Raw genomic sequence first — 18,527 nt, forward strand, 5'->3', positions numbered from 1 at the left:
GTCCCCCCTAGCGCCGCTCGGCCAGCAGGAGGAAGTAGCGCCGCACCACCTCGCGCAACCCGGCGGGAATGCGCGCCGCCGCCATGGCCTCATCCGCCCGGCGTGCCGCCTGCGGAGAGAGGCGCAGCAGTGGCGCGCGGACGGGCACCTTCCGTCCGGGGCCGAGGAGTTCCGCGGTCTGCAGCTGCCCCTCGCCCTCCTGCCCGACCACGCGCGAGCGCTCTCCAGGGGCATCCAGCCGCGGCGTCTGGGGCCCGAGTTTCTTCCCCAACGTCCCCTGTCCGGGCGCGGACCCCTCATTGGGTCCCTGGGGCGGGGGCGCGAGGGCGGTCGCCTCCTCCTGCTCCTGCAGGCGGCGTGCGGTCGGGCCAGCCGGTGGGGTCTGCACCGGGGTCTGCTGCGCCTCCTCGGCCGGCTCCGGCCCGGCGCCCTGGGCGATGCGCAGGGCAGACCGCTCCAGCTCCTGCTCCGCCATCTGCAGCACCGATTCATCCGCCATCAGCGCCCGCAGCGCGTCCATCTGCGCGATGGCCTCCGCCAGCGCCCGCTGGCCTGCGGCGGCATCTCCCGCCTCGGTCTGGCGGCGCGCCTCCTCCAGCGCCTGGCGGGCCTGCGCCGGCAGTTGTGCCTCCGCAGAGCGGGCAAGCTCTCCCAGCCGCTGCAGGAGGTCCTCCCGCCCTTCCCCCTCCGGCATCTGGCTCAGCCGCGCCGCCAGCTCCCGCAGCTCCCGAATCGTCTGCTCCAGGGTGGCTCCCGGCCGGAACAGCGACTGGGGGGGCGCCCCCGGGGTCTGGGAGGTGATGGCCTCACCGATCCGCTGGCCGACCTGGCGACGTGTCGCCTCCAGCCGCCGCTCCAGCGCGGCGATGCGGGCGAGGGCGCCGCGCCGATCCAGGCGCTGCCGCAGGAGTTGCTGGGCCAGGTCATGCACCTCGGGGGCTATACGACGGGCCTGCGGCGCCCGCTCGGCGCGGGCGCGCTGCTCCAGCTGCCCCGCCACCCGCTGCAGCCACCGTCCCTCTTGCCTGATCCGCACGGCCGTCTCCCGCGCCGGGGTGGCCGGAAGGGTGAATCCGGGGAGGAAGCCCGCGGCCAGCGCGGCCAGGCCCACGGCCAGGAGGGCGCGGCGCGTTCCGGCGGGCCAGCCCAGCCGCAGCCGCAGTCCGGGAAGCGCGTCCCGCGCCCGCGCCGCCGCGTCGCGCATGACTTCCCCGGTCAGCGCGGTGGGGCGCAGGCGACCCGTGGCCAGCTCGAACGCGGTGCTCAACCTCTCCCGCAGGCGTAGCTCGGCGTCGGCGACCTGTGCGGCGGGCAGCAGGCCCCCCGCCGGGAGGAAGCCGCGCAGCAGGGCGGCCAGCAGGGAGGCGGCCAGCCCACCCACCAGGATGAGCAACGGCGGCAGAGGAAGCGGGACCACCAGGCCGGCCAGCGTCCAGACCAGGGAGACGGCGGCGGCGAGGGTCATCCCCCGGACCGCCCAGGCCCGCGCCCGGCTCCAGGCCAGGGCGCGGGCGGCGCGGTGAAGCAGGCGCAGGAGGTCGCGCGGCAGCGGTGTCATGGGGCCCCCGCCTTGCGCACGCTCCCGACCGTCCTGGCTGCCAGGCCCGCTGCTGCGGCGGCACCCGCTGCATAGGGCAGCAGCGCCAGTGGCCAGTGCGGCAGACCGCGATGCGCGGCCCCAAGCAGCCACACCGGACTGAGCACGGCGAGCGGCTCCGTCAGCCAGCGGGTGGCCAGGAACAGGAGAAGGAGGATCACCCAGTGCACCACCGTGCGCGCCAGATCCGAGGAAACCGCCGCGGTCAACCAGGCTCCTGCCGCCGCGGGCAACAACGCTACCGGCACCATCGCCACCATCGCCCGGCCCAGAGCCAAGACCGCCTCCAGTTGAGGTGGGGCAACCAGCGCCCACAGCGGCACCGAGACGGCCACCAGCCCGCCCGCCGTCAGAGCGGAGGTCCACAGCTTCCCCAGGGCGATGGTCCGTGGGGAAAACGAGGTCAGCGCCAGGTCCAGGATCTGCTTCTCTCCCTGCACCCCGATCTCACCTACGGCCAGCGCGGAGGTCAGGTACACCACGCAGACCAGCTGCAGGACGAGCCCGACCTGCAGCACCTGGCCGGGTGCCATCCCCGCCAGCCGGCCGCCCTCCGGAGGCAGGGAGACCAGGACGAAGAGGCCAAGGGCGGCCAGGTAGACGCGAAGCGCCCAGAGGATCTTCGGGGAGGCGAGGCGCCACCGGAGGTCGCCGCGGGTGACAGGGTTAAAGGTCACGGGACGCTCTCTGCCCGGCTGAGAGGGACGACGAGGAGCAGCGGGGCCGCCGCACGTCCGGGCCGCCGCAGGAGGCCGCGGTCGTCGTCCAGCCACGCCACCAGGTACACGGTTGGGCTGAGTATAGCATCGCTGCGCAGCCGGCTGAAAGTCCAGGCCCGCAGGCGGGCGTGGAGGTCCCGCCCACCGTCCGCCGGCGGCTCGCGCCAGCGCAGGGGGGAGAGGAGCGCGCGGACTTCCGGGTCCGGAGGCGGCACGGGCTGGATGCGGCCGCCCAGGAAAACCACGGGGTCGCGCAGGCGACGGCCGCTGCGGTTCTCAAACTGAACCTCCACTCCCTCCGCGCCCTCCCGGTAGGACCCGCGGGCCGGCAGCGGAACCAGTGCGGCCGCATGCACTGGCAGCACCTGAGCCGTCCCCTCAAATCGTACCATCTGGTCCAGCAGCAGGCTCGTCTCGGCGCCCGCCAGCGGTCGGGCCAGCACCTCTGGCTCCGCGCGCAGGGAGAAGGTGCCCCGTCGCGGCAGGAGCACCCGTCCCACCGACTCCACCAGAGCCGCCTGTCGGTCCGGCAGCGCCAGCGCCACTGCTCCCTGCACGAAGGCAACGGCGGAGCGGCGCGCTGCCAGGTTCAGGACGGACATCACCACCGTTATCCCCAGCAGCAGCACCGCGGCCAGGAGCCTGCCGGCCCTGCCTCCCTGCAGCCAGCGCAGGAGGGTGCCAAGAAGGGCCAGGTACAGGACCAGCACCAGAACCACCATCCCCTGCTGCCAGCGGGTGGCGCCCGCACGGTCCGGCAGCACCGCCAGGAGGGAGCGGGCCTCCACAAAAGCCGGAGGCCGCGGGGCCCGCAGCAGGCGCATCCAGGCGGCGGCCTCCTCCGGCGGCAGGTAAGAGCGGAAAGGGTCGAAGGGGAGCACGGTAACCCGGCCCCGGCCCCACCCATAAACCGTTTCCGGCGCGCCGGGAAAGGCCGGGGGCAGCGTCGCGGCGGCGAGAAACGGCCGCAGCGACGGGTGTGCCGCCAGCTCTGCCGGAGAGGCGGCGATGAGCACCCTTCCGCCGCTGGCCACCCACCCGGCCAGCGCCTCCACCTGCGCGGGTACCAGCCGGTGGTCCGCCAGGTCGCGGATGACCACGGCGGCGACTCCCTCGTAGAGCTGCCAGCGCGCCGGCAGATCTTCCTCACCGATGTAGGCAACCCGCAGGCGACCGCCCGGGTCCAGCAGGTGCTGCAGGCTCACCGGCCGGGCGGTGAGCGCCAGCACCACCGCGTCCGCCAGTCGCCCCGGAGGGATGGCCACCTGCCATGATGCGCTGACCGCCTCCTGCTCCAGGAGGCGAACGGTGATGGGCGCGCGCGGATCACGCACCACCGCCGGCACGGTCACGCGAAGAGGAACGCCGGGCAGGAGGTGCACCGGCACCCGGACGCGCTCCCGGCTGGCCGGGCGCAGCCGCTCCGTCACCACCTCTACCTGTCCGGAGATCTCGCGATCGCTGCGCAGGCGCAGCGCCACCGGGATCCAGACGTCTGGGACGACGTAGCCTCCGTAGCCGACGCGGATGTCGGCGCCGATCCCAAAGGGAGCTCCGGGAAGCTGTCCCGCCGCGGCAGATCGGTAGGCGCTGCCACCCAGCAGCACGAGCGCCGCCGGCAGGGCCAGACAGATCCCGCGCAGGCGGCCGGCCCGCGGCGGGGTGGACCGTGCGTCAGGTGGTGGAGGAGTCGCCCGAGCCGCCGGGCCTCCTGGTTTCGCCCGCGGTAGCCTTGCCCTCTGCGGTCGTGCCGGGTCCATCACTACCGCCGGGGCGGCGGTAGTCGGTCACGTGGAACCCTGGCCCCTTGAAGATGAGGCCGACCGAGCTGTAGACCTTGCGCGTGGGGCTGCCGCAGACTGGACAGCTCGGCGGCTCGGCGCCCACGGGCTGATGTAGGTCGAACTGGTGACCGTGCGCAATGCATCGGTACTCGTAGATCGGCATGGCAACCGCACTCCAGCAGGTCGGACATCGACCGGTAACCTTTTATCTATTATGGACGTACCCGCCGGCCTGTCAATTTGCCCCGAGCTAGCGTCGTTCCAGGCGGATGACCCACACCGGCCCGGTGTAGCTGCCGCTGTTGCTGCCGTAGGCCAGGTGGCGGCCGTCTCCCGACCAGCGCACCACCAGGGGCAGACCGGGGTCGGGAAACTCCGCGCGGAACTCCGCGGCGCGCACCCGGCCGCCGCCGTCCACATCGGCCAGCCAGATCTCGCCGCGTGCCTCATCGAGCACGCGGGCGTAGGCCACCTTGTCGGACGTCGGCGCCCAGGCCAGGCCGGTGATCCGTCCAGCCTCCGGGCTGAGACGGCGCGGCGCCCCGCGGCCGTCGGCGCGCGCCGCCCAGGCGTGCAGGACGGAGGATGCCGCGGGGTCGGCGGCGGCGAAGGCAATGCGCACGCCGTCGGGAGCAAGCTGCGGCCAGAAGATCCGGGGGAAGGGCTGGGGGAGCACTCGCCGGTCCGGGTAGCGGATGCGCCAGCGCAGCAGGCGACTGACGCCGCCCCCTTCGGGGCCCAGCCCGATGAAGAGGAAGAGGCTGTCCGGAAACCACTGCAGCGCCTCCACCGCCAGGCCCTGCGGGATCTCCCCACCCGGTCCCAGACCGGGCAGGACCTGACGACGCATCCGCCCGTCGGCGCTGATCAGCCACACCTCGCTGCGCCCCGGGCCCTCCCCCACCCGCGCCGCTACCGCCAGCTCGTCGCTGCCCGGCGCCCACGCCAGGTGCGTGGCCAGCACCGCACCCTCCCCCGGCAGGACGAGGCGTCGCCGCGTTCCCCTCTCAGGGTGAACCACGAAGACCTGGCCGCGGTCGATGTAGGCCAGCAGGCCTGTGGGCCGGGACCAGGCCACCTGGGTGGCCACCCCCACGGCGGTGACCTTGCGCTCCTTCCCCTGGAGGGAGACGATCCACAGCCCCCGCCCGTCGGCGTAAGCCAGCGCCCGCCCGTCAGGCGACCAGGCGGCCGGGCTGAGCGCCGCCCGGTCGGTGAGACGCACTGGCGGGCCAATGCGCAGCAGGGCCACGCTCACCGGAGCCGGGCCGCGGCGCACCTGGCAGGCCACCAGCAGCAGCGCCGCCAGTCCCGCGGCCAGCGCCGCACGCCATGCGCCGCCGCGCCGCTCAGACGACGGGGTAGCGCCCTTCGGCCAGCTCACGGGTCAGGAAGGTGATGTTGGCCAGCTCCCGCTCCAGGATCTCCAGGGTCCGTCGCCGCAGCACGCTCTTGCGCGCACCCCGTGCCGGAATGATCTGCGCCGCGGCGATCTTGGGCCTGTCGATGGGCGCGCCGATCTGGCTTAGCATCCACACGTAAACCTCCCGCACCCCGGGGACCTCCTCGTAGATGCGCGCCGCCACCTGGTGGGTCATGATGGTGTAAATCTTCCCCACGTGCGAGACGGGGTTCTTCCCCGCAGCCGCCTCGGTGCCCATGGGCCGGTTCAGGGCGATCACGCCGTTGACCTTGTTGCCCCGGCCGATCTGCCCGGAGTCGCCGCTCTCCGCGGAGGTTCCGGTGACGGTGAGGTAGACCCCGCCCAGCCCCCGGCCGGGCCGGTCCAGGGTGTTGATATCCAGGGTGATGTTGTCAAAGGTGGACTGCTGCAGGACGAAGTCGTGCACGGCGTCGTGCATCTCCTTCTTGCGGCGGAAGTATGTGGCCTCGTCGGGGATGAAGCGGTCGACGAAGGCTACCGCCGCTGTCAAGTTCAGCTCCCGCCCCTGGCGGAACCCCATGATCTTGATGTCCTCCCCCGCTTCGGGGAAGTCTTCCTTGAAGGTGCGGGAGTTCATCAACTGCTCCACGCGGCGGACGATTTCCTCGGTCTGGGTCAGGGGCGCGTAGCCCACCGCCGCCGAGGTGTCGTTGGCGCAAGGGGTCTCCCGCTGGAAGATGTCCACCAGCTCGGGGGAGCCCGGCTTGATCTGCACGTCGTAGATCACATCGCGCTCGGGGTCCACAAAGCGCAGGTGCTCCCGGAACCAGACCCTGGCCGTGTTGATGGCGATCTCCTCGACCGGGACGCGCTCGCCGTTCACCACGGCCGTGGCCCGGTCACCAAAGATCAGGCGCATGGGCTCGGTGACCCGCCCCCCGCCGAAGGCCACATCGGCGGCCCCGGCCACCAGCAGCGCCTTGTCGATGTTGTGGTGCAGGATGGACCCGAACCGCTGCAGGTACTCCCGGCTCAGGGCGATGGAGACCCGCTCCATGATGGCGTCGCAGATGGAGTCCGGATGGCCGACCCCTTTGCGCTCCACGATTTCCACCTCGTGCTCGGAGACCGGCTTCCCGCTGAGAAACTCCACGCTGGTGCTGCCCACGGCGGTTCCCCCTACTCCTTCCAGCGCACCTGCACCACCCCGTCCACATCGCTCAACGCCACCAGCACGTCGTCGCGGGAGAGGCGGGCGGGTAGGCGGACGGCCAGCGAGATGTGCACGTGCTCGTCCAGGCGTTCGGACATCTCCACGTTCTCGATGTTCACGTTGTGCGCCCCCAGCACCGTGCCGATCTTCCCCAGCTGCCCCGGACGGTCCACCAGCAGCAGCTCCACGGTGGCCAGACCGCGGCGGGGCAGGTGGCGCTCCAGGGCCTTGAACGGGATGAGGATGATCACCACCAGCGCCGTGGCCACCACCGCTCCCAGGTAGAAACCGGCGCCCACGGCCGTGCCGATGGCCGCAGAGGTCCACAGGGTGGCCGCCGTGGTCAGGCCGGTCACGGTGACGCCGCTGCGCCAGATGGTCCCCGCGCCCAGGAAGCCGATGCCCACCACAATGTTGCTGGCGATGCGCGCCGGGTCGGCGCCGGAGCCGAAGAACCCCTCCTTGGAGATGAGGGTGAACAGCGCCGCCCCCAGGGTGACCAGCGTGTGCGTGCGCAGGCCCGCCGGCTTCTCCACGCTCTCCCGCTCCAGGCCGATGAGCGCGCCTAGGACCAGCGCCAGGACCAGGCGCACCAGGATCTCCACGATGCCAGCGGCGGCGAAGTCTGTCACGGATCCGCCTCCTCCCCGTACTTCTCCCGGGCGACGGCGGCCACGTGCTCCATCAGCGCGTCCACCAGCCGCTCCTCCGGCAGGCTGGCCACGATGCGGCCGTCGCGGAAGAGCAGTCCCATCCCCCGACCGCAGGCGATGCCCAGGTCGGCCAGACGGGCCTCCCCCGGGCCGTTGACGGCGCAGCCCATCACCGCCACCTTCACCGGCGATCGGATCTGCGCCAGGCGCCGCTCCACCTCCTGGGCGATGGCAATGATGTCCACCTCCGCCCGGCCGCAGGAGGGACAGGCCACCAGCTGGACGCCGCGCTGGCGCAGGCCCAGGCTGGAGAGAATCTGGTAAGCCACCCGCACCTCCTCCACCGGGTCCGCCGCCAGGGAGACGCGGATGGTGTCGCCGATGCCCCGGGCCAGGATGGCGCCGATGCCCACGGCGGACTTCACCGTCCCCGGCCCCAGCGTCCCCGCCTCGGTGATGCCCACGTGCAGCGGATAGCGCACGCGAGTGCTGAGCAGGGTGTAGGCGGCGATGGCCATGGGCACCTCGGAGGCTTTCACGGAGATGACCAGGTCGGTGAAGCCCAGGTCCTCCAGCACCCTGACGTCCTCCAGGGCACTCTCCACCAGGGCTTCCGCGGTGGGGCCGAAGTGGCGCAGCGTGGCCTTGGAGAGCGATCCGATGTTGGCCCCGATGCGGATAGGCACGCCCCGCTCCTGGGCGGCGCGGGCCACGAGACGCGTCCGCTCCCGGCTGCCGATATTCCCCGGGTTGAGCCGCAGTTTGTGCACACCCGCCTCCAGGGCCAGTAGCGCCAGACGGTAGTCGAAGTGGATGTCGGCGACGACAGGCGTGGGGCTGCGCGGCACGATCTCCCGCAGGGCGGCCGCCGCCTCCCGGTCGGGCACCGCCAGGCGGACGATCTCGCACCCTTCCGCCGCCAGCTGGTAGATCTGGGCCAGCGTGGCGCCCACATCGCGCGTGTCGCTAGTGGTCATGGACTGGACGGCGATGGGGGCGCCGCCGCCGATGGTCACCCGGCCCACGCGGACCGGCCGGGTCTCGGTGCGCAGGGTCACTGCGCGCGCCGGGGTCTCGATCATCGCTGGATGTCCTGCACCGTCAAGAATATCAGCAGGAGGAATAGGAGGACAAAGCCCACCAGGTGGACGTAGCCTTCGCGGCGCGGGTCCACCGGACGGCGCCGCACTGCCTCCACCAGGAGGAAGGCGAAGCGCCCCCCGTCCAGCGCCGGAATGGGAATCAGGTTGAACAGGCCGATGATGATGGAGAGCGACGCCGCCACATAAAAGAAGTTCTCCCCCCCGCTGCGTCCGGCCTCGACCAGCGCCCGGCCCGCCGCTACCGGGCCGCCCAGGTGGCGCAGCAGCGTCCCCTCACGCACCAGGTTCCTGATGGCCCCGACGAAGCCGACAGCGAACTCCCCCGTGCGCTGCACCCCCCAGGCCAGCGCGGCCGGGGGGCTGTAGCGCCGGCGGACGATCTCCGGAGCAAACCCGATGAGCCCGATGCGGCGCGCCGCATCCAGCCGGGGGGTGACCGTCACGTCGAAGCGCCGCCCCTGCCGTTCCACCGTGAGGACGAGCTGTCGCCCCGGACTGCGGTGGATGGTCTCCACCACCTCCTGCCCGCTGGGCGTGGGCCGGCCGTTGATGGCCACGATGGCGTCCCCCGGCGCCAGCCCCACCTGTGTCGCCGGGCAGGGGGCGGGCGGAGCGGCGCCCTGGGGCTGGCCGCAGATGGGTACCAGCATGCCGACGCGGTTGGTGATCCCTGTAGGAACCCCGAAGGTGGCGGCGATCACCGCCAGGAGCACGGCCGCCAGCGCCAGGTTCATCAGCGGTCCGGCGGCAACGATGGCCATGCGCACCCCCACCGGCTGCGCCCGGAAGGAGCCCTCCCCGGGCTCCTCCTCGGCGAAGTCTTCTCCGGCCATGCGCACATACCCGCCGAAGGGTATCAGGTTGACCGCGTAAGTGGTCTGGCCTCGCTGCGTGGCGAAGAGCCGCGGGCCGAAGCCCAGGGCGAAGGTGTGGATGACCACGCCCGCGCGCTTCGCCACCAGGAAGTGACCCAGCTCGTGGACCAGGATCATGGCCCCAAACGCCACGATGGTGACCAGCAGCCATCCGCCGCTGGAGAGCGCTGCGGGCAGGTCGGTCATCTACGCACCTCGGCCCCAAAGCGGGTGACGGTCTCCCGCGCCCAGGCGTCGGCGGCAAGCACATCCTCCAGCGTGGGGTCGGCGACCACGCGGTGGGCATCCAGTGTGCGGCGCAGCAGCCGGGGGATCTCGCCGAAGGAGATGCGCCGCTCCAGGAACAGGCGCACCACCACCTCGTTGGCCGCATTAACCACCGCCGGGGCCGTTCCCCCGGCCTGCAGCGCCTCCCGGGCCAGGGCCAGGCAAGGATAGCGCTCCGGCGGGGGTGGCGTAAAGGTCATGGTCACGCCCCCTCCCCGCTCCCAGGCCAGTGGGCGCAGGGGAGAGGAGCGCCGCTCGGGAAAGGTCAGGGCCAGCTGGATGGGCAGCCGCATGTCCGGCGCGGCGATCTGCGCCAGCACCGACCCATCCACCAGCTCCACCATCCCGTGCACCAGGCTCTGCGGGTGGATGACCACATCGATCCGCTCTGGCGGCAGGTCGAACAGCCAGCGGGCCTCGATGACCTCCAGGCCCTTGTTCATCAGCGTAGCCGAGTCCACCGTTACCTTCGGGCCCATCTTCCAGGTGGGGTGGGCCAGCGCTTCCTCCGGCGTGGCCTCGCCCAGCGTCTCCAGCGGCCGGTGCAGGAACGGTCCGCCGGACGCGGTGAGGATGATGCGCCGCACCGCTTCCCGCGACACCCCCTGCAGGCACTGGAAGATGGCGCTGTGCTCGCTGTCTACCGGCAGCAGCGCCGCCCCGCGCGCCCGTGCCTGCGCCATCACCAGGCTACCGCCGGCCACCAGGGCCTCCTTGGTGGCCAGGGCGACGTCCTTCCCCGCGCGCAGCGCGGCCAGCGTGGGGACCAGACCGGCAATGCCCACCACCGCCACCAGCACCATGTCCGCCGCGGGGTGGGCGGCCAGCTCGGCGATGGCCTCCGGCCCTGCCAGCAGCGCCGTTCCCGCGGGCAGCAGGCCGCGCAGGCGGTGGGCCGAGGCGACATCCTCCACAGCCACAGCCTGGGGACGGTAGCGCGCCACCTGCGCCGCCAGACCCTCCACGTTGCGCCGCGCGGCCAGCCCTACCACCTGGACGTCGCCCAGGTGGTCGACGACCTCCAGGGTGGCCCGCCCGATGGACCCGGTGGATCCCAGCAGGACCAGCCGTCTCACCGCAGCACCGAGACCAGCAGCGCGTAGACGACGGGGGCGACGAAGAGCATGGCGTCGAAGCGGTCCAGGACCCCGCCGTGCCCCGGCAGCAGTGCGCCGCTGTCCTTTAGGCCGGCCGCCCGCTTCAGCGCCGACTCGGCCAGGTCTCCCAGCAGCCCCACCGTCCCCGCGAGCGCGCCCACCGCTGCCGCCGTAATGAGGGGAAGCCCGGCCAGAGCAGCCGTTACCAGCGCCGCGGCCACACCGCCCAGCTCGCCGCTTGCTGCACCCTCCCAGGTCTTCGCCGGACTGATGGCCGGGGCCAGGGGGTGGCGGCCCAGGGCCCGTCCGCCAAAGTAGGCCGCAGAGTCGGCCACCCACACCGAGACCACTACCAGGAGCGTCCAGGCCAGCCCTCCGGGCAGGCGGCGGAGCAGGTCCAGGGCGGCAAAGAGGGAAAGGTACACCGGGCCAAGCAGAGTGATCCCGGCGTTGGCCGCAGCCTGCGGCCGGCCCGCCGGGAGAATCTGCGCGGCCAGGGCCGCTCCTGCCAGCCCGGCCCCCGCTCCCGACAGCAGCTGGGGCCGGAAGACCGCGCAGCCGTAAAGCAGCAGCGTCCCACCCAGGACGAGCGACGCCGCCGGAGCCAGCCCGGATGCCCGGGCCAGACCGATCCATTCCCGGGCCCCCAAGAGGGCCAGAGCCACAAGCAGCGCGGTCCAGGCCCAGCCGCCCAGGTAGAGCGGAAGCAGAACCAGGGGGATGCCCAGGGCGACCGTGAGCGCTCGGCGCGCGGTCCCGCCAGCGGCCACCGGCCGGACCTCAACCATCATCGAGGCCTCCGAAACGACGCTGCCGCTGCTGGTAGGCCGCCACCGCCGCATAGAAATCGGCCACGGAGAAGTCGGGCCAGTAGATGTCGCAGAAGTACAGCTCCGTGTAGGCGATCTGCCAGAGGAGGAAGTTGCTGATCCGCTGCTCCCCTCCCGTGCGGATGAGCAGGTCGGGTTCGGGCAGCCCCTCGGTGTAGAGATAGCGGGCAAAGCGGGCATCGTCGATGGCCTCCGGAGACAGCAACCCGTTGGCCACCTCCCTCGCCAGGCGGCGCACCGCATGCAGAAGCTCGGCCCGTCCGCCGTAGTTCAGGGCGAAGTTCAGCACCAGGCGGTCGTTTCCCCGGGTGCGGGCCACGACCTCGCGCAGCGGCGCGGCCACCTGCGGCGGCAGCCGGTCCAGGTCGCCGGAGATGCGCAGGCGGATGCCGTGCCGCATGAGCTCCTCCGCCTCGGCAACCACGGACTCCTGCAGCAGCTCCATCAACCCGGCCACCTCATCGCTGGGGCGCCGCCAGTTCTCCGTGGAGAAGGCATACAGGGTGAGGTAGCCAATGCCCAGGTCGCGGCAGGCCTCCAGCGTCCGCCGCACCGCCTCCCGCCCGGCGCGGTGCCCCTCCAGACGCGGCAGGCCGCGCTCCCTGGCCCAGCGGCCGTTGCCATCCATGATAATGGCCACGTGTCGGGGGACGCGGGTGAGGTCGATCTCCGGGAGCGCGGGGGGGCGCTCAGGTGCCTTCATGGAGGCGGGGCCGGTGGGGGAGCAATACGCTCGTACCGCTCGTGGGTCACCACCAGCCGCACCCGGCCGCCCGCCTCCTGCTCGCGGATCACGCGCAGCGGGCCCTGCCCGACTACCCGCCCAGGAGGGCGGGTCTCGGTGATGTCGACCTCGTAGCCAGCAGCGGCGAGCTGCGCCTGCGCCTCCTGCAGGGGCAGGGCCAGCACGTCCGGCGCGGCGGGGGCCTGCGCGCTCACAGCTCCATAATCTCCCGTTCCTTGGCAGCCAGCGCCTTGTCCACGGCGGTGATGAACTCGTCGGTCAGGCTCTGCAGCTCCTCCAGGGCGCGCCGGGCGTCGTCCTCGGACACCTCGCCTTCGTCCTCCAGCTCCTCGATCATCTCTTTGGCCTCACGGCGGATGTTGCGCACGGCCACGCGCCCTTCCTCGGCATGCCGCCGGACCACCTTGACCAGATCGCGGCGACGCTCCTCCGTTAGCGTGGGGATAGGGATGCGGATGACGACGCCGTCGCTGCTGGGTACCAGACCCAGCTCGCTCTTGAGGATGGCCCGCTCCACGTCCTTGACGATCTTCTTGTCCCAGGGGGCCACCAGCAGCAGGCGCGGCTCCGGCACCGTGATCGTGGCCAGCTGGTTCACCGGCGTGGGCACCCCGTAGTAGTCCACCTTGATCTGCTCCAGCAGGGCGGGGTTGGCCCGTCCGGTGCGGATGGCGGCGAACTCGCGCCGCGTGGCCTCCAGTGCCTTCTGCATCCTGGTGCGTGCGTCCTTGATGACGTCCTCGATCATGTGTTCCGCCTGCGCCGCACCGCCCACATCCCCGGGGCTCCCCGCAACGGCCACACCCCCGGCAGCGCCCCACCCGCCGGTTGGCCCGGCACCCTCACCGCCGGCCTCCCACCAGCGTGCCGATGGGCTCCCCCAGCACGGCACGCTTCAGGTTGCCGGGCTGGGTGATATCGAAGACCACGATGTCCAGGTGGTTGTCCTTGCACAGGGCCACCGCTGTGGCGTCCATGACCTTCAGGTCACGATTGAGCAGGTCCATGTAGTCCAGGTGACGGAACATTACGGCGTCGGGATGGCGGTGCGGGTCCTTGTCGTAAACCCCGGAGACCCCACGCTTGGCCATAAGCAGGGCATCCGCCTCCACCTCGATGGCGCGCAGCGCCGCCGCGGTGTCCGTGGTGAAGTACGGACTGCCGGTACCGCCGGCGAAGATAACCACCCGGCCCTTCTCCAGGTGACGGATGGCGCGGCGGCGGATGAAGGGTTCCGCCACCTGCCGCATCTCCACCGCCGTGAGCACCCGGGTGACCAGACCCTCCGCCTCCATGACGTCCTGCAGGGCCAGGGCATTGATCACCGTGGCCAGCATGCCCATGGTGTGCCCGGTGACCTCGTGGATCCCCAGGCGGCGGCTCACCTCCTCGCCGCGGACGAAGTTGCCGCCGCCGACCACGATGGCCACCTGTACTCCCTGGGCGGTGACCTCCTTGACCTCCTGGGCCACCAGACGCAACACCGCAGCGTCCAGCGAGGCCGCGCCTCCACCCGCCAGGGCCTCTCCACTGAGCTTTAGGAGGACGCGTCGGTAGTCCGACCTCTGCGCGCTCATCCCTCCCCCCGCTACTCCCCCACCCGGAACCGGGCAAAGCGGCGCACCTGGATGTTCTCTCCCACCTTGGCCACCGTCTCCCGGATGAGGTCCTGCACGCTGCGCCCGGCGTCCCGGATGTACGGCTGCTCCAGCAGCACCCACTCCTTGACCCGCGGGTCGTCCCGCTCTGCCTCCGGCACCTCCTCCCGGGAGAGGTAGCGTGGATCTGTGGCCGCCACCTGCATGGCCAGCTCCCGGGCCAGGCGGCGGAAGTCCTCGGTGCGGGCGACGAAGTCGGTCTCGCAGTTCAACTCGATGAGCGCACCCAGCCGGCCGCCGGCGTGGATGTACGCCTCCACCACTCCTTCCGACGTCTCGCGACCGGCGCGCCTGGCCGCAGCGGCCAGGCCCCGGGCGCGGAGCACCGCGGCGGCGCGTTCCAGGTCTCCCCCGCTCTCCTCCAGGGCACGGCGACAGTCCAGAACGCCCGCACCGGTGCGGGCTCGCAGCTCGCGCACCTGCGCCACGGTGATCCCGGGAGAACCGCTCACACCTCCTCCTCCACTTCCACGGGGAAAATCTCCCCGATGGCTTCCTCCAGCGACTCCGGCACCCCTTCCTCGACCTCCGCAGGGACGGGGACTGCCTCCCGCTCCTCCTCCGTCACCTCCAGCTTGCGCCGCTCCTCCAGGCCCTCCAGCGCGGCATTGGCGATGCGGTTGGTGATCAGGCGCACCGCGCGGATGGCGTCGTCGTTGCCGGGAATGGGGTAGTCCACCTCGTCGGGGTCGGAGTTGGTGTCGACGATGGCCACCAGGGGGATGCCCAGCTTGCGCGCCTCGGCTACGGCGATATGCTCCTTGCGCGTGTCCACCACGTAGACGGCGGCAGGCAGATGGTTCATGGTCTTGATGCCGCCGAGGAACTTCTCCAGCTTGGCGTACTCCTCACTGATGCGGGTCTGCTCGCGCTTGGGCAGGACGTCAAAGAGCCCCCGGGCGCGCATGTCCTCGATCTCCCGCAGGCGCTCGATGCGCCGGCGAATGGTCTGGAAGTTGGTGAGCATCCCCCCCAGCCAGCGCTGGTTCACGTAGGGCTGGCCGGCGCGGGTGGCTTCCTCCCGGATGGCGTCCTGGGCCTGCTTCTTGGTCCCCACGAAGAGGACCTCGCCGCCCTCGGCTACCGTCTGACGGACGAAGCGGTAGGCCTCCTCGATCAGCGGCACCGACTTCTGCAGGTCGATGATGTGGATACCGTTGCGCTGGGTGAAGATGAAGCGGGCCATCTTGGGATTCCAGCGGCGGGTCTGATGGCCGAAGTGCACCCCCGCCTCCAGCAGTTGCTTCATGGTCACGACCGGCACGTTATGCCTCCCCTGTGGTTATCCCTCCGCCACCTTCCTCCGCTGCGCGACCCACAGCGGGCACCCGCGCCACCGTCAGGCGACGTGCAGATTGGCCCCGCCGGGCGGCAAAGAGGGGGGCAAGGCCACGCCTTCCCCCCTGCACTCCGGCGGAACCGCTGAGTCGGCGTGAGTATAACACAGGGCCGAAAGCCTGTTCAAATGCGGGTCGAACTCTCCTGCGCTCAACCGGCCTGCGGGATGGGAGCGGCCATTCAGCTGGCGGTGACGGGCTCGGGGGCCTTGGGGGCCTCGGTGTAGCCGCACCCGGTGTTGAGGCACTTAAGGTGCGTACCGCGGCGGCCACGCTTTTCCACCAGTACGCCGCCGTCGCGCGGGCATCGTCTGTGGGTGGGCCGGTCCCAGGAGACGAAGGTACAGGTGGGGTAGTTGGCGCAGCCGTAGAAGATGCGGCCCCGCTTGCTGCGCCGCTGCACGATCTCTCCGCCATCCAGGGGGCAGGGGACGCCGATGCCCAGAGGGCGCGTGTAGCGGCACCCCGGAAAGCCGGAGCAGGCGATGAACTCACCGAAGCGGCCGTGCTTGCGCACCAGGGGCCGGCCGCACTCCGGGCAGGCCTCTCCGGTCTCCACCTCGGGGAACTCCACTTCCACGATGCGCTTCTCCGCTCGCTGCAGGTCGCGCTCGAACGGGGCGTAGAACTCCCTCACCACCTTGACCCAGTCGCGCCGCCCCTCGGCGATCTCGTCCAGCTCCTCCTCCATCTGGGCGGTGAAGTTCAGGTCGACGATGTCGGGGAAGTGTTCCACCAGCAGGTCCGTCACCAGCATGCCCAGATCGGTGGGCTGGAGGCGCCGCTCCACCACGTGCACGTAGCCACGTGACTTGATGGTCTCCAGCGTGGGCGCGTAGGTGCTGGGGCGGCCGATGCCCAGCTCCTCCAGCGCGCGCACCAGGGAGGCCTCGGTGTAGCGCGGGGGCGGCTGGGTGAAGTGCTGCCCGGGCTGGACCGCCAGCAGGCGGAGAGGCTGGGCCGCGGCCAGGGCGGGCAGCCACCCTTCCCCGTTCTCCTCCCCGTTCTCCGCCGCCTCACGGTAAAGCGCCAGGAAGCCGGGGAAGCGCACGCGCGCGCCGGTGGCGCGGAAGAGAAACGGCCCGCCACCGATGTCCACCACCAGGGTGTCGATGACCGCGGAAGCCATCTGGCTGGCCACGAAGCGCTTCCAGATCAGCTCGTAGAGACGGAACTGGTCCCAGCGCAGGTGGGGTTTCACCTGCGCCGGAGTGCGGGACGTGGCCGTGGGGCGGATGGCCTCGTGGGCGTCCTGCGCGCTGCGCCGGGAGCGGTACTGCCGGGGGCGGGGCGGCAGGTAACTGGCGCCGAAGGTACGGCGGATGTACTCGCGCGCCTCCTGCTGGGCGGCCGGGGCCACCCGCACCGAGTCGGTGCGCATGTAGGTGATCAGCCCGACCGTCCCCTCCTTGCCCAGATCGATGCCCTCGTAGAGCTGCTGCGCCAGGCGCATGGTGCGCGACGCGGTAAATCCCAGGCGGCGGTTGGCCTCCTGCTGCAACGTGCTGGTGGTGAATGGCGGTGAGGGATGGCGCTGCCGTTCCCCGGGACGGACCTCCAGCACGTGGTAGGACTGGCGGCGGATCTCCTCCACCAGGGGGGTGGCCTCGGCCTCGCTGCGGATGACGTGGACGCGTTCCTCCTGCGGGCTGCCAAACCTGGTTCCGTCGCGGCTGACCAGCCGGGCGGTGAAGGCGGCGTCGAGCCCCTCGGGGGTGAAGCGACCGTCCACCGTCCAGTATTCCTCCGGCACAAAGCGGGCGATCTCCCGCTCCCGATCCACCACCAGGCGCACGGCTACCGACTGCACGCGCCCGGCGGAGAGGCCGCCGCGGACCTTGCGCCACAGCAGCGGGCTGAGCTTGTAGCCGAAGAGCCGGTCCAGGATGCGCCGCGCCTGCTGCGCGTTGACCAGTTTCCGGTCGATCTCCCGCGGGCTGGCCAGCGCCCGCTGCAGCGCCTCCCTGGTCACCTCGTGGAACTCGATGCGCCGGATGGCCCCGTTCACAGGACGGAGGACCTCCTGCAGGTGCCAGGAGATGGCCTCCCCCTCGCGGTCGGGGTCGGTGGCCATATAGACGGCCTCCGCCTTCTTCGCCGCTTCCCGCAGCGCCTTCAGGATCGCTCCCTTTCCCTTGATGACGATGTACTTGGGGGCAAAATCCTGCTGCACGTCCACGCCCAGCTGGCTCTTGGGCAGGTCCTTGATGTGCCCCATGGATGCAGCCACGTCGTAGCTACGGGAGAGGAGCTTGCGCAGCGTCCGCGCCTTGGTTGGCGATTCCACGACCACCAGGGATTTAGCCATTTCCCCTCAGCACCTCGACGGCCACGCTCCACGAGGAGGCGGGCCAGGAGGGAGAACGCGTAGGAACTGTTTCCCCGGATACTGCCGCACCAGTCCCTGCAGCTCCAGGTCCAGCAGCACCGCCGCCACCTGAGAGGGTGACAGCCCGGTGCAGGCAGCCACCTGGTCAATGTGCACAGGTTCCCCGGCCAGGGCTGCCCAGACCAGGGCCGCGGGGCCCGGCGGGATCGATGGGCCAGCCCCGCCCGCAACGGGGGACGTGCGCAGTGGGAGGCCCAACACGCCCAGCACGTCCTCGGCGGTCTCCACCAGGGCCGCACCGTCGCGGATCAGCCCGTTGGGCGCCCGGCTTAAGGGGTTGAGCACCCCTCCGGGCACCGCCATGACCTCCCGCCCGTACCGCAGGGCGTGGGCCACGGTGCTCAACGTGCCGCTGCGCTCGTCCCCTTCCACCACCACCACACCCAGGGCCAGCCCGGCGATGATCCGGTTCCGTCGCGGGAAGTGCCCCCGCCGTGGAGGCGTTCCCGGTGGGAACTCGCTGATCACGCAGCCTCTGGCCACGATGGCCTGCAGCAGCGCCCCGTGTTCCGGCGGGTAGACCACGTCCGGGCCACACCCCAGCACGGCGACCGTGCGTCCGCCCGCCTGCAGCGCGGCCCGGTGGGCCACCGCGTCGATGCCCCGGGCCAGGCCGCTGACTACCGTCACCCCGTGCCAGGCCAGCCCTGCGGCCAGCCGCTCCGCCACCGCCCGCCCCGCAGGCGTGGCACGGCGCGAGCCGACGACGGCCACCGCCACCTCGTCGGCACGCAGCTCGCCGCGGACGAAGATGAGAGGCGGCGGATCATCAGTCCGCCGCAGCAGCCCCGGATACTGCGGTGACGTCAGGAGAACCGTCTCCATGGTTGCGCCGGCGTCACCCCGGGTCACGCCACTCCCTACACTAGCACAACG

The 18,527-nt window shown here is 71.6% G+C and carries 19 protein-coding genes; all 19 read right to left on the reverse strand.

Annotated features, from left to right (window positions below):
• Positions 1 to 7 precede the first annotated feature (7 nt).
• Complete coding sequence (locus QN152_04460; protein ID MDR7538769.1) at positions 8 to 1,558, reverse strand: hypothetical protein; 1,551 nt, start codon at positions 1,556 to 1,558, stop codon at positions 8 to 10.
• Positions 1,555 to 2,274, reverse strand: coding sequence for a hypothetical protein (locus tag QN152_04465; GenBank protein MDR7538770.1), 720 nt, complete (start codon positions 2,272 to 2,274; stop codon positions 1,555 to 1,557). Before QN152_04465 ends, QN152_04460 begins: the two co-directional genes overlap by 4 nt.
• On the reverse strand, positions 2,271 to 3,923 hold the full coding sequence (locus QN152_04470) for a hypothetical protein (GenBank protein MDR7538771.1): 1,653 nt from the start codon (positions 3,921 to 3,923) through the stop codon (positions 2,271 to 2,273). The genes QN152_04465 and QN152_04470 overlap by 4 nt, the downstream gene beginning before the upstream one ends.
• Before the next feature lie 67 nt (positions 3,924 to 3,990).
• A complete protein-coding gene (locus QN152_04475) occupies positions 3,991 to 4,263 on the reverse strand; it encodes a zinc ribbon domain-containing protein (protein MDR7538772.1) in 273 nt (90 codons plus the stop codon).
• Positions 4,264 to 4,350: 87 nt separating this feature from the next.
• Positions 4,351 to 5,484, reverse strand: coding sequence for a hypothetical protein (locus QN152_04480; GenBank protein ID MDR7538773.1), 1,134 nt, complete (start codon positions 5,482 to 5,484; stop codon positions 4,351 to 4,353).
• Positions 5,450 to 6,652, reverse strand: a complete 1,203-nt coding sequence (locus QN152_04485) for a methionine adenosyltransferase (GenBank protein ID MDR7538774.1) — start codon at positions 6,650 to 6,652, stop codon at positions 5,450 to 5,452. The genes QN152_04480 and QN152_04485 overlap by 35 nt, the downstream gene beginning before the upstream one ends.
• 11 nt (positions 6,653 to 6,663) lie before the next feature.
• On the reverse strand, positions 6,664 to 7,329 hold the full coding sequence (locus tag QN152_04490; protein ID MDR7538775.1) for an MgtC/SapB family protein: 666 nt from the start codon (positions 7,327 to 7,329) through the stop codon (positions 6,664 to 6,666).
• Positions 7,326 to 8,402: a flavodoxin-dependent (E)-4-hydroxy-3-methylbut-2-enyl-diphosphate synthase gene (gene ispG, locus QN152_04495; protein MDR7538776.1), complete on the reverse strand. Its 1,077-nt coding sequence runs from the start codon at positions 8,400 to 8,402 to the stop codon at positions 7,326 to 7,328. The genes QN152_04490 and ispG overlap by 4 nt, the downstream gene beginning before the upstream one ends.
• A gap of 26 nt (positions 8,403 to 8,428) precedes the next feature.
• A complete protein-coding gene (locus tag QN152_04500; protein MDR7538777.1) occupies positions 8,429 to 9,514 on the reverse strand; it encodes a M50 family metallopeptidase in 1,086 nt (361 codons plus the stop codon).
• Positions 9,511 to 10,671 (reverse strand): 1-deoxy-D-xylulose-5-phosphate reductoisomerase, encoded by a 1,161-nt coding sequence (locus QN152_04505; protein MDR7538778.1) that lies wholly within the window; start codon positions 10,669 to 10,671, stop codon positions 9,511 to 9,513. Before QN152_04505 ends, QN152_04500 begins: the two co-directional genes overlap by 4 nt.
• The gene (locus QN152_04510; protein MDR7538779.1) at positions 10,668 to 11,483 is read right to left on the reverse strand and encodes a phosphatidate cytidylyltransferase; all 816 of its coding nucleotides are present in this window, start codon (positions 11,481 to 11,483) and stop codon (positions 10,668 to 10,670) included. The genes QN152_04505 and QN152_04510 overlap by 4 nt, the downstream gene beginning before the upstream one ends.
• On the reverse strand, positions 11,473 to 12,225 hold the full coding sequence (locus QN152_04515; GenBank protein MDR7538780.1) for an isoprenyl transferase: 753 nt from the start codon (positions 12,223 to 12,225) through the stop codon (positions 11,473 to 11,475). Before QN152_04515 ends, QN152_04510 begins: the two co-directional genes overlap by 11 nt.
• Positions 12,222 to 12,461, reverse strand: coding sequence for a hypothetical protein (locus QN152_04520; protein ID MDR7538781.1), 240 nt, complete (start codon positions 12,459 to 12,461; stop codon positions 12,222 to 12,224). The genes QN152_04515 and QN152_04520 overlap by 4 nt, the downstream gene beginning before the upstream one ends.
• Positions 12,458 to 13,015: a ribosome recycling factor gene (gene frr, locus QN152_04525; GenBank protein ID MDR7538782.1), complete on the reverse strand. Its 558-nt coding sequence runs from the start codon at positions 13,013 to 13,015 to the stop codon at positions 12,458 to 12,460. The genes QN152_04520 and frr overlap by 4 nt, the downstream gene beginning before the upstream one ends.
• 94 nt (positions 13,016 to 13,109) lie before the next feature.
• Positions 13,110 to 13,844, reverse strand: coding sequence for a UMP kinase (pyrH, locus tag QN152_04530; GenBank protein MDR7538783.1), 735 nt, complete (start codon positions 13,842 to 13,844; stop codon positions 13,110 to 13,112).
• Between the two features lie 11 nt (positions 13,845 to 13,855).
• Complete coding sequence (locus QN152_04535) at positions 13,856 to 14,377, reverse strand: elongation factor Ts (protein MDR7538784.1); 522 nt, start codon at positions 14,375 to 14,377, stop codon at positions 13,856 to 13,858.
• Positions 14,374 to 15,189 (reverse strand): 30S ribosomal protein S2, encoded by an 816-nt coding sequence (gene rpsB, locus QN152_04540; GenBank protein ID MDR7538785.1) that lies wholly within the window; start codon positions 15,187 to 15,189, stop codon positions 14,374 to 14,376. The genes QN152_04535 and rpsB overlap by 4 nt, the downstream gene beginning before the upstream one ends.
• Positions 15,190 to 15,443: 254 nt before the next feature.
• Positions 15,444 to 17,570, reverse strand: a complete 2,127-nt coding sequence (gene topA / locus QN152_04545; GenBank protein ID MDR7538786.1) for a type I DNA topoisomerase — start codon at positions 17,568 to 17,570, stop codon at positions 15,444 to 15,446.
• A 6-nt stretch (positions 17,571 to 17,576) separates the two neighbouring features.
• Complete coding sequence (dprA, locus tag QN152_04550) at positions 17,577 to 18,476, reverse strand: DNA-processing protein DprA (GenBank protein MDR7538787.1); 900 nt, start codon at positions 18,474 to 18,476, stop codon at positions 17,577 to 17,579.
• Positions 18,477 to 18,527 lie beyond the last annotated feature (51 nt).

It is taken from the genome of Armatimonadota bacterium (assembly GCA_031459715.1).
In the GTDB taxonomy this organism is placed as follows: Bacteria; Sysuimicrobiota; Sysuimicrobiia; order Sysuimicrobiales; family Humicultoraceae; genus Humicultor; species Humicultor tengchongensis.

Bases quoted from the DNA above. Each gene is read 5' to 3' on its own strand.
- QN152_04460 (MDR7538769.1), bottom strand. From the start codon at position 1,558: ATGACACCGCTGCCGCGCGACCTCCTGCGCCTGCTTCACCGCGCCGCC.
- QN152_04475 (MDR7538772.1), bottom strand. From the start codon at position 4,263: ATGCCGATCTACGAGTACCGATGCATTGCGCACGGTCACCAGTTCGAC.
- QN152_04500 (MDR7538777.1), bottom strand. From the start codon at position 9,514: ATGACCGACCTGCCCGCAGCGCTCTCCAGCGGCGGATGGCTGCTGGTC.
- QN152_04510 (MDR7538779.1), bottom strand. From the start codon at position 11,483: ATGATGGTTGAGGTCCGGCCGGTGGCCGCTGGCGGGACCGCGCGCCGA.
- QN152_04515 (MDR7538780.1), bottom strand. From the start codon at position 12,225: ATGAAGGCACCTGAGCGCCCCCCCGCGCTCCCGGAGATCGACCTCACC.
- frr (MDR7538782.1), bottom strand. From the start codon at position 13,015: ATGATCGAGGACGTCATCAAGGACGCACGCACCAGGATGCAGAAGGCA.
- pyrH (MDR7538783.1), bottom strand. From the start codon at position 13,844: ATGAGCGCGCAGAGGTCGGACTACCGACGCGTCCTCCTAAAGCTCAGT.
- topA (MDR7538786.1), bottom strand. From the start codon at position 17,570: ATGGCTAAATCCCTGGTGGTCGTGGAATCGCCAACCAAGGCGCGGACG.
- dprA (MDR7538787.1), bottom strand. From the start codon at position 18,476: ATGGAGACGGTTCTCCTGACGTCACCGCAGTATCCGGGGCTGCTGCGG.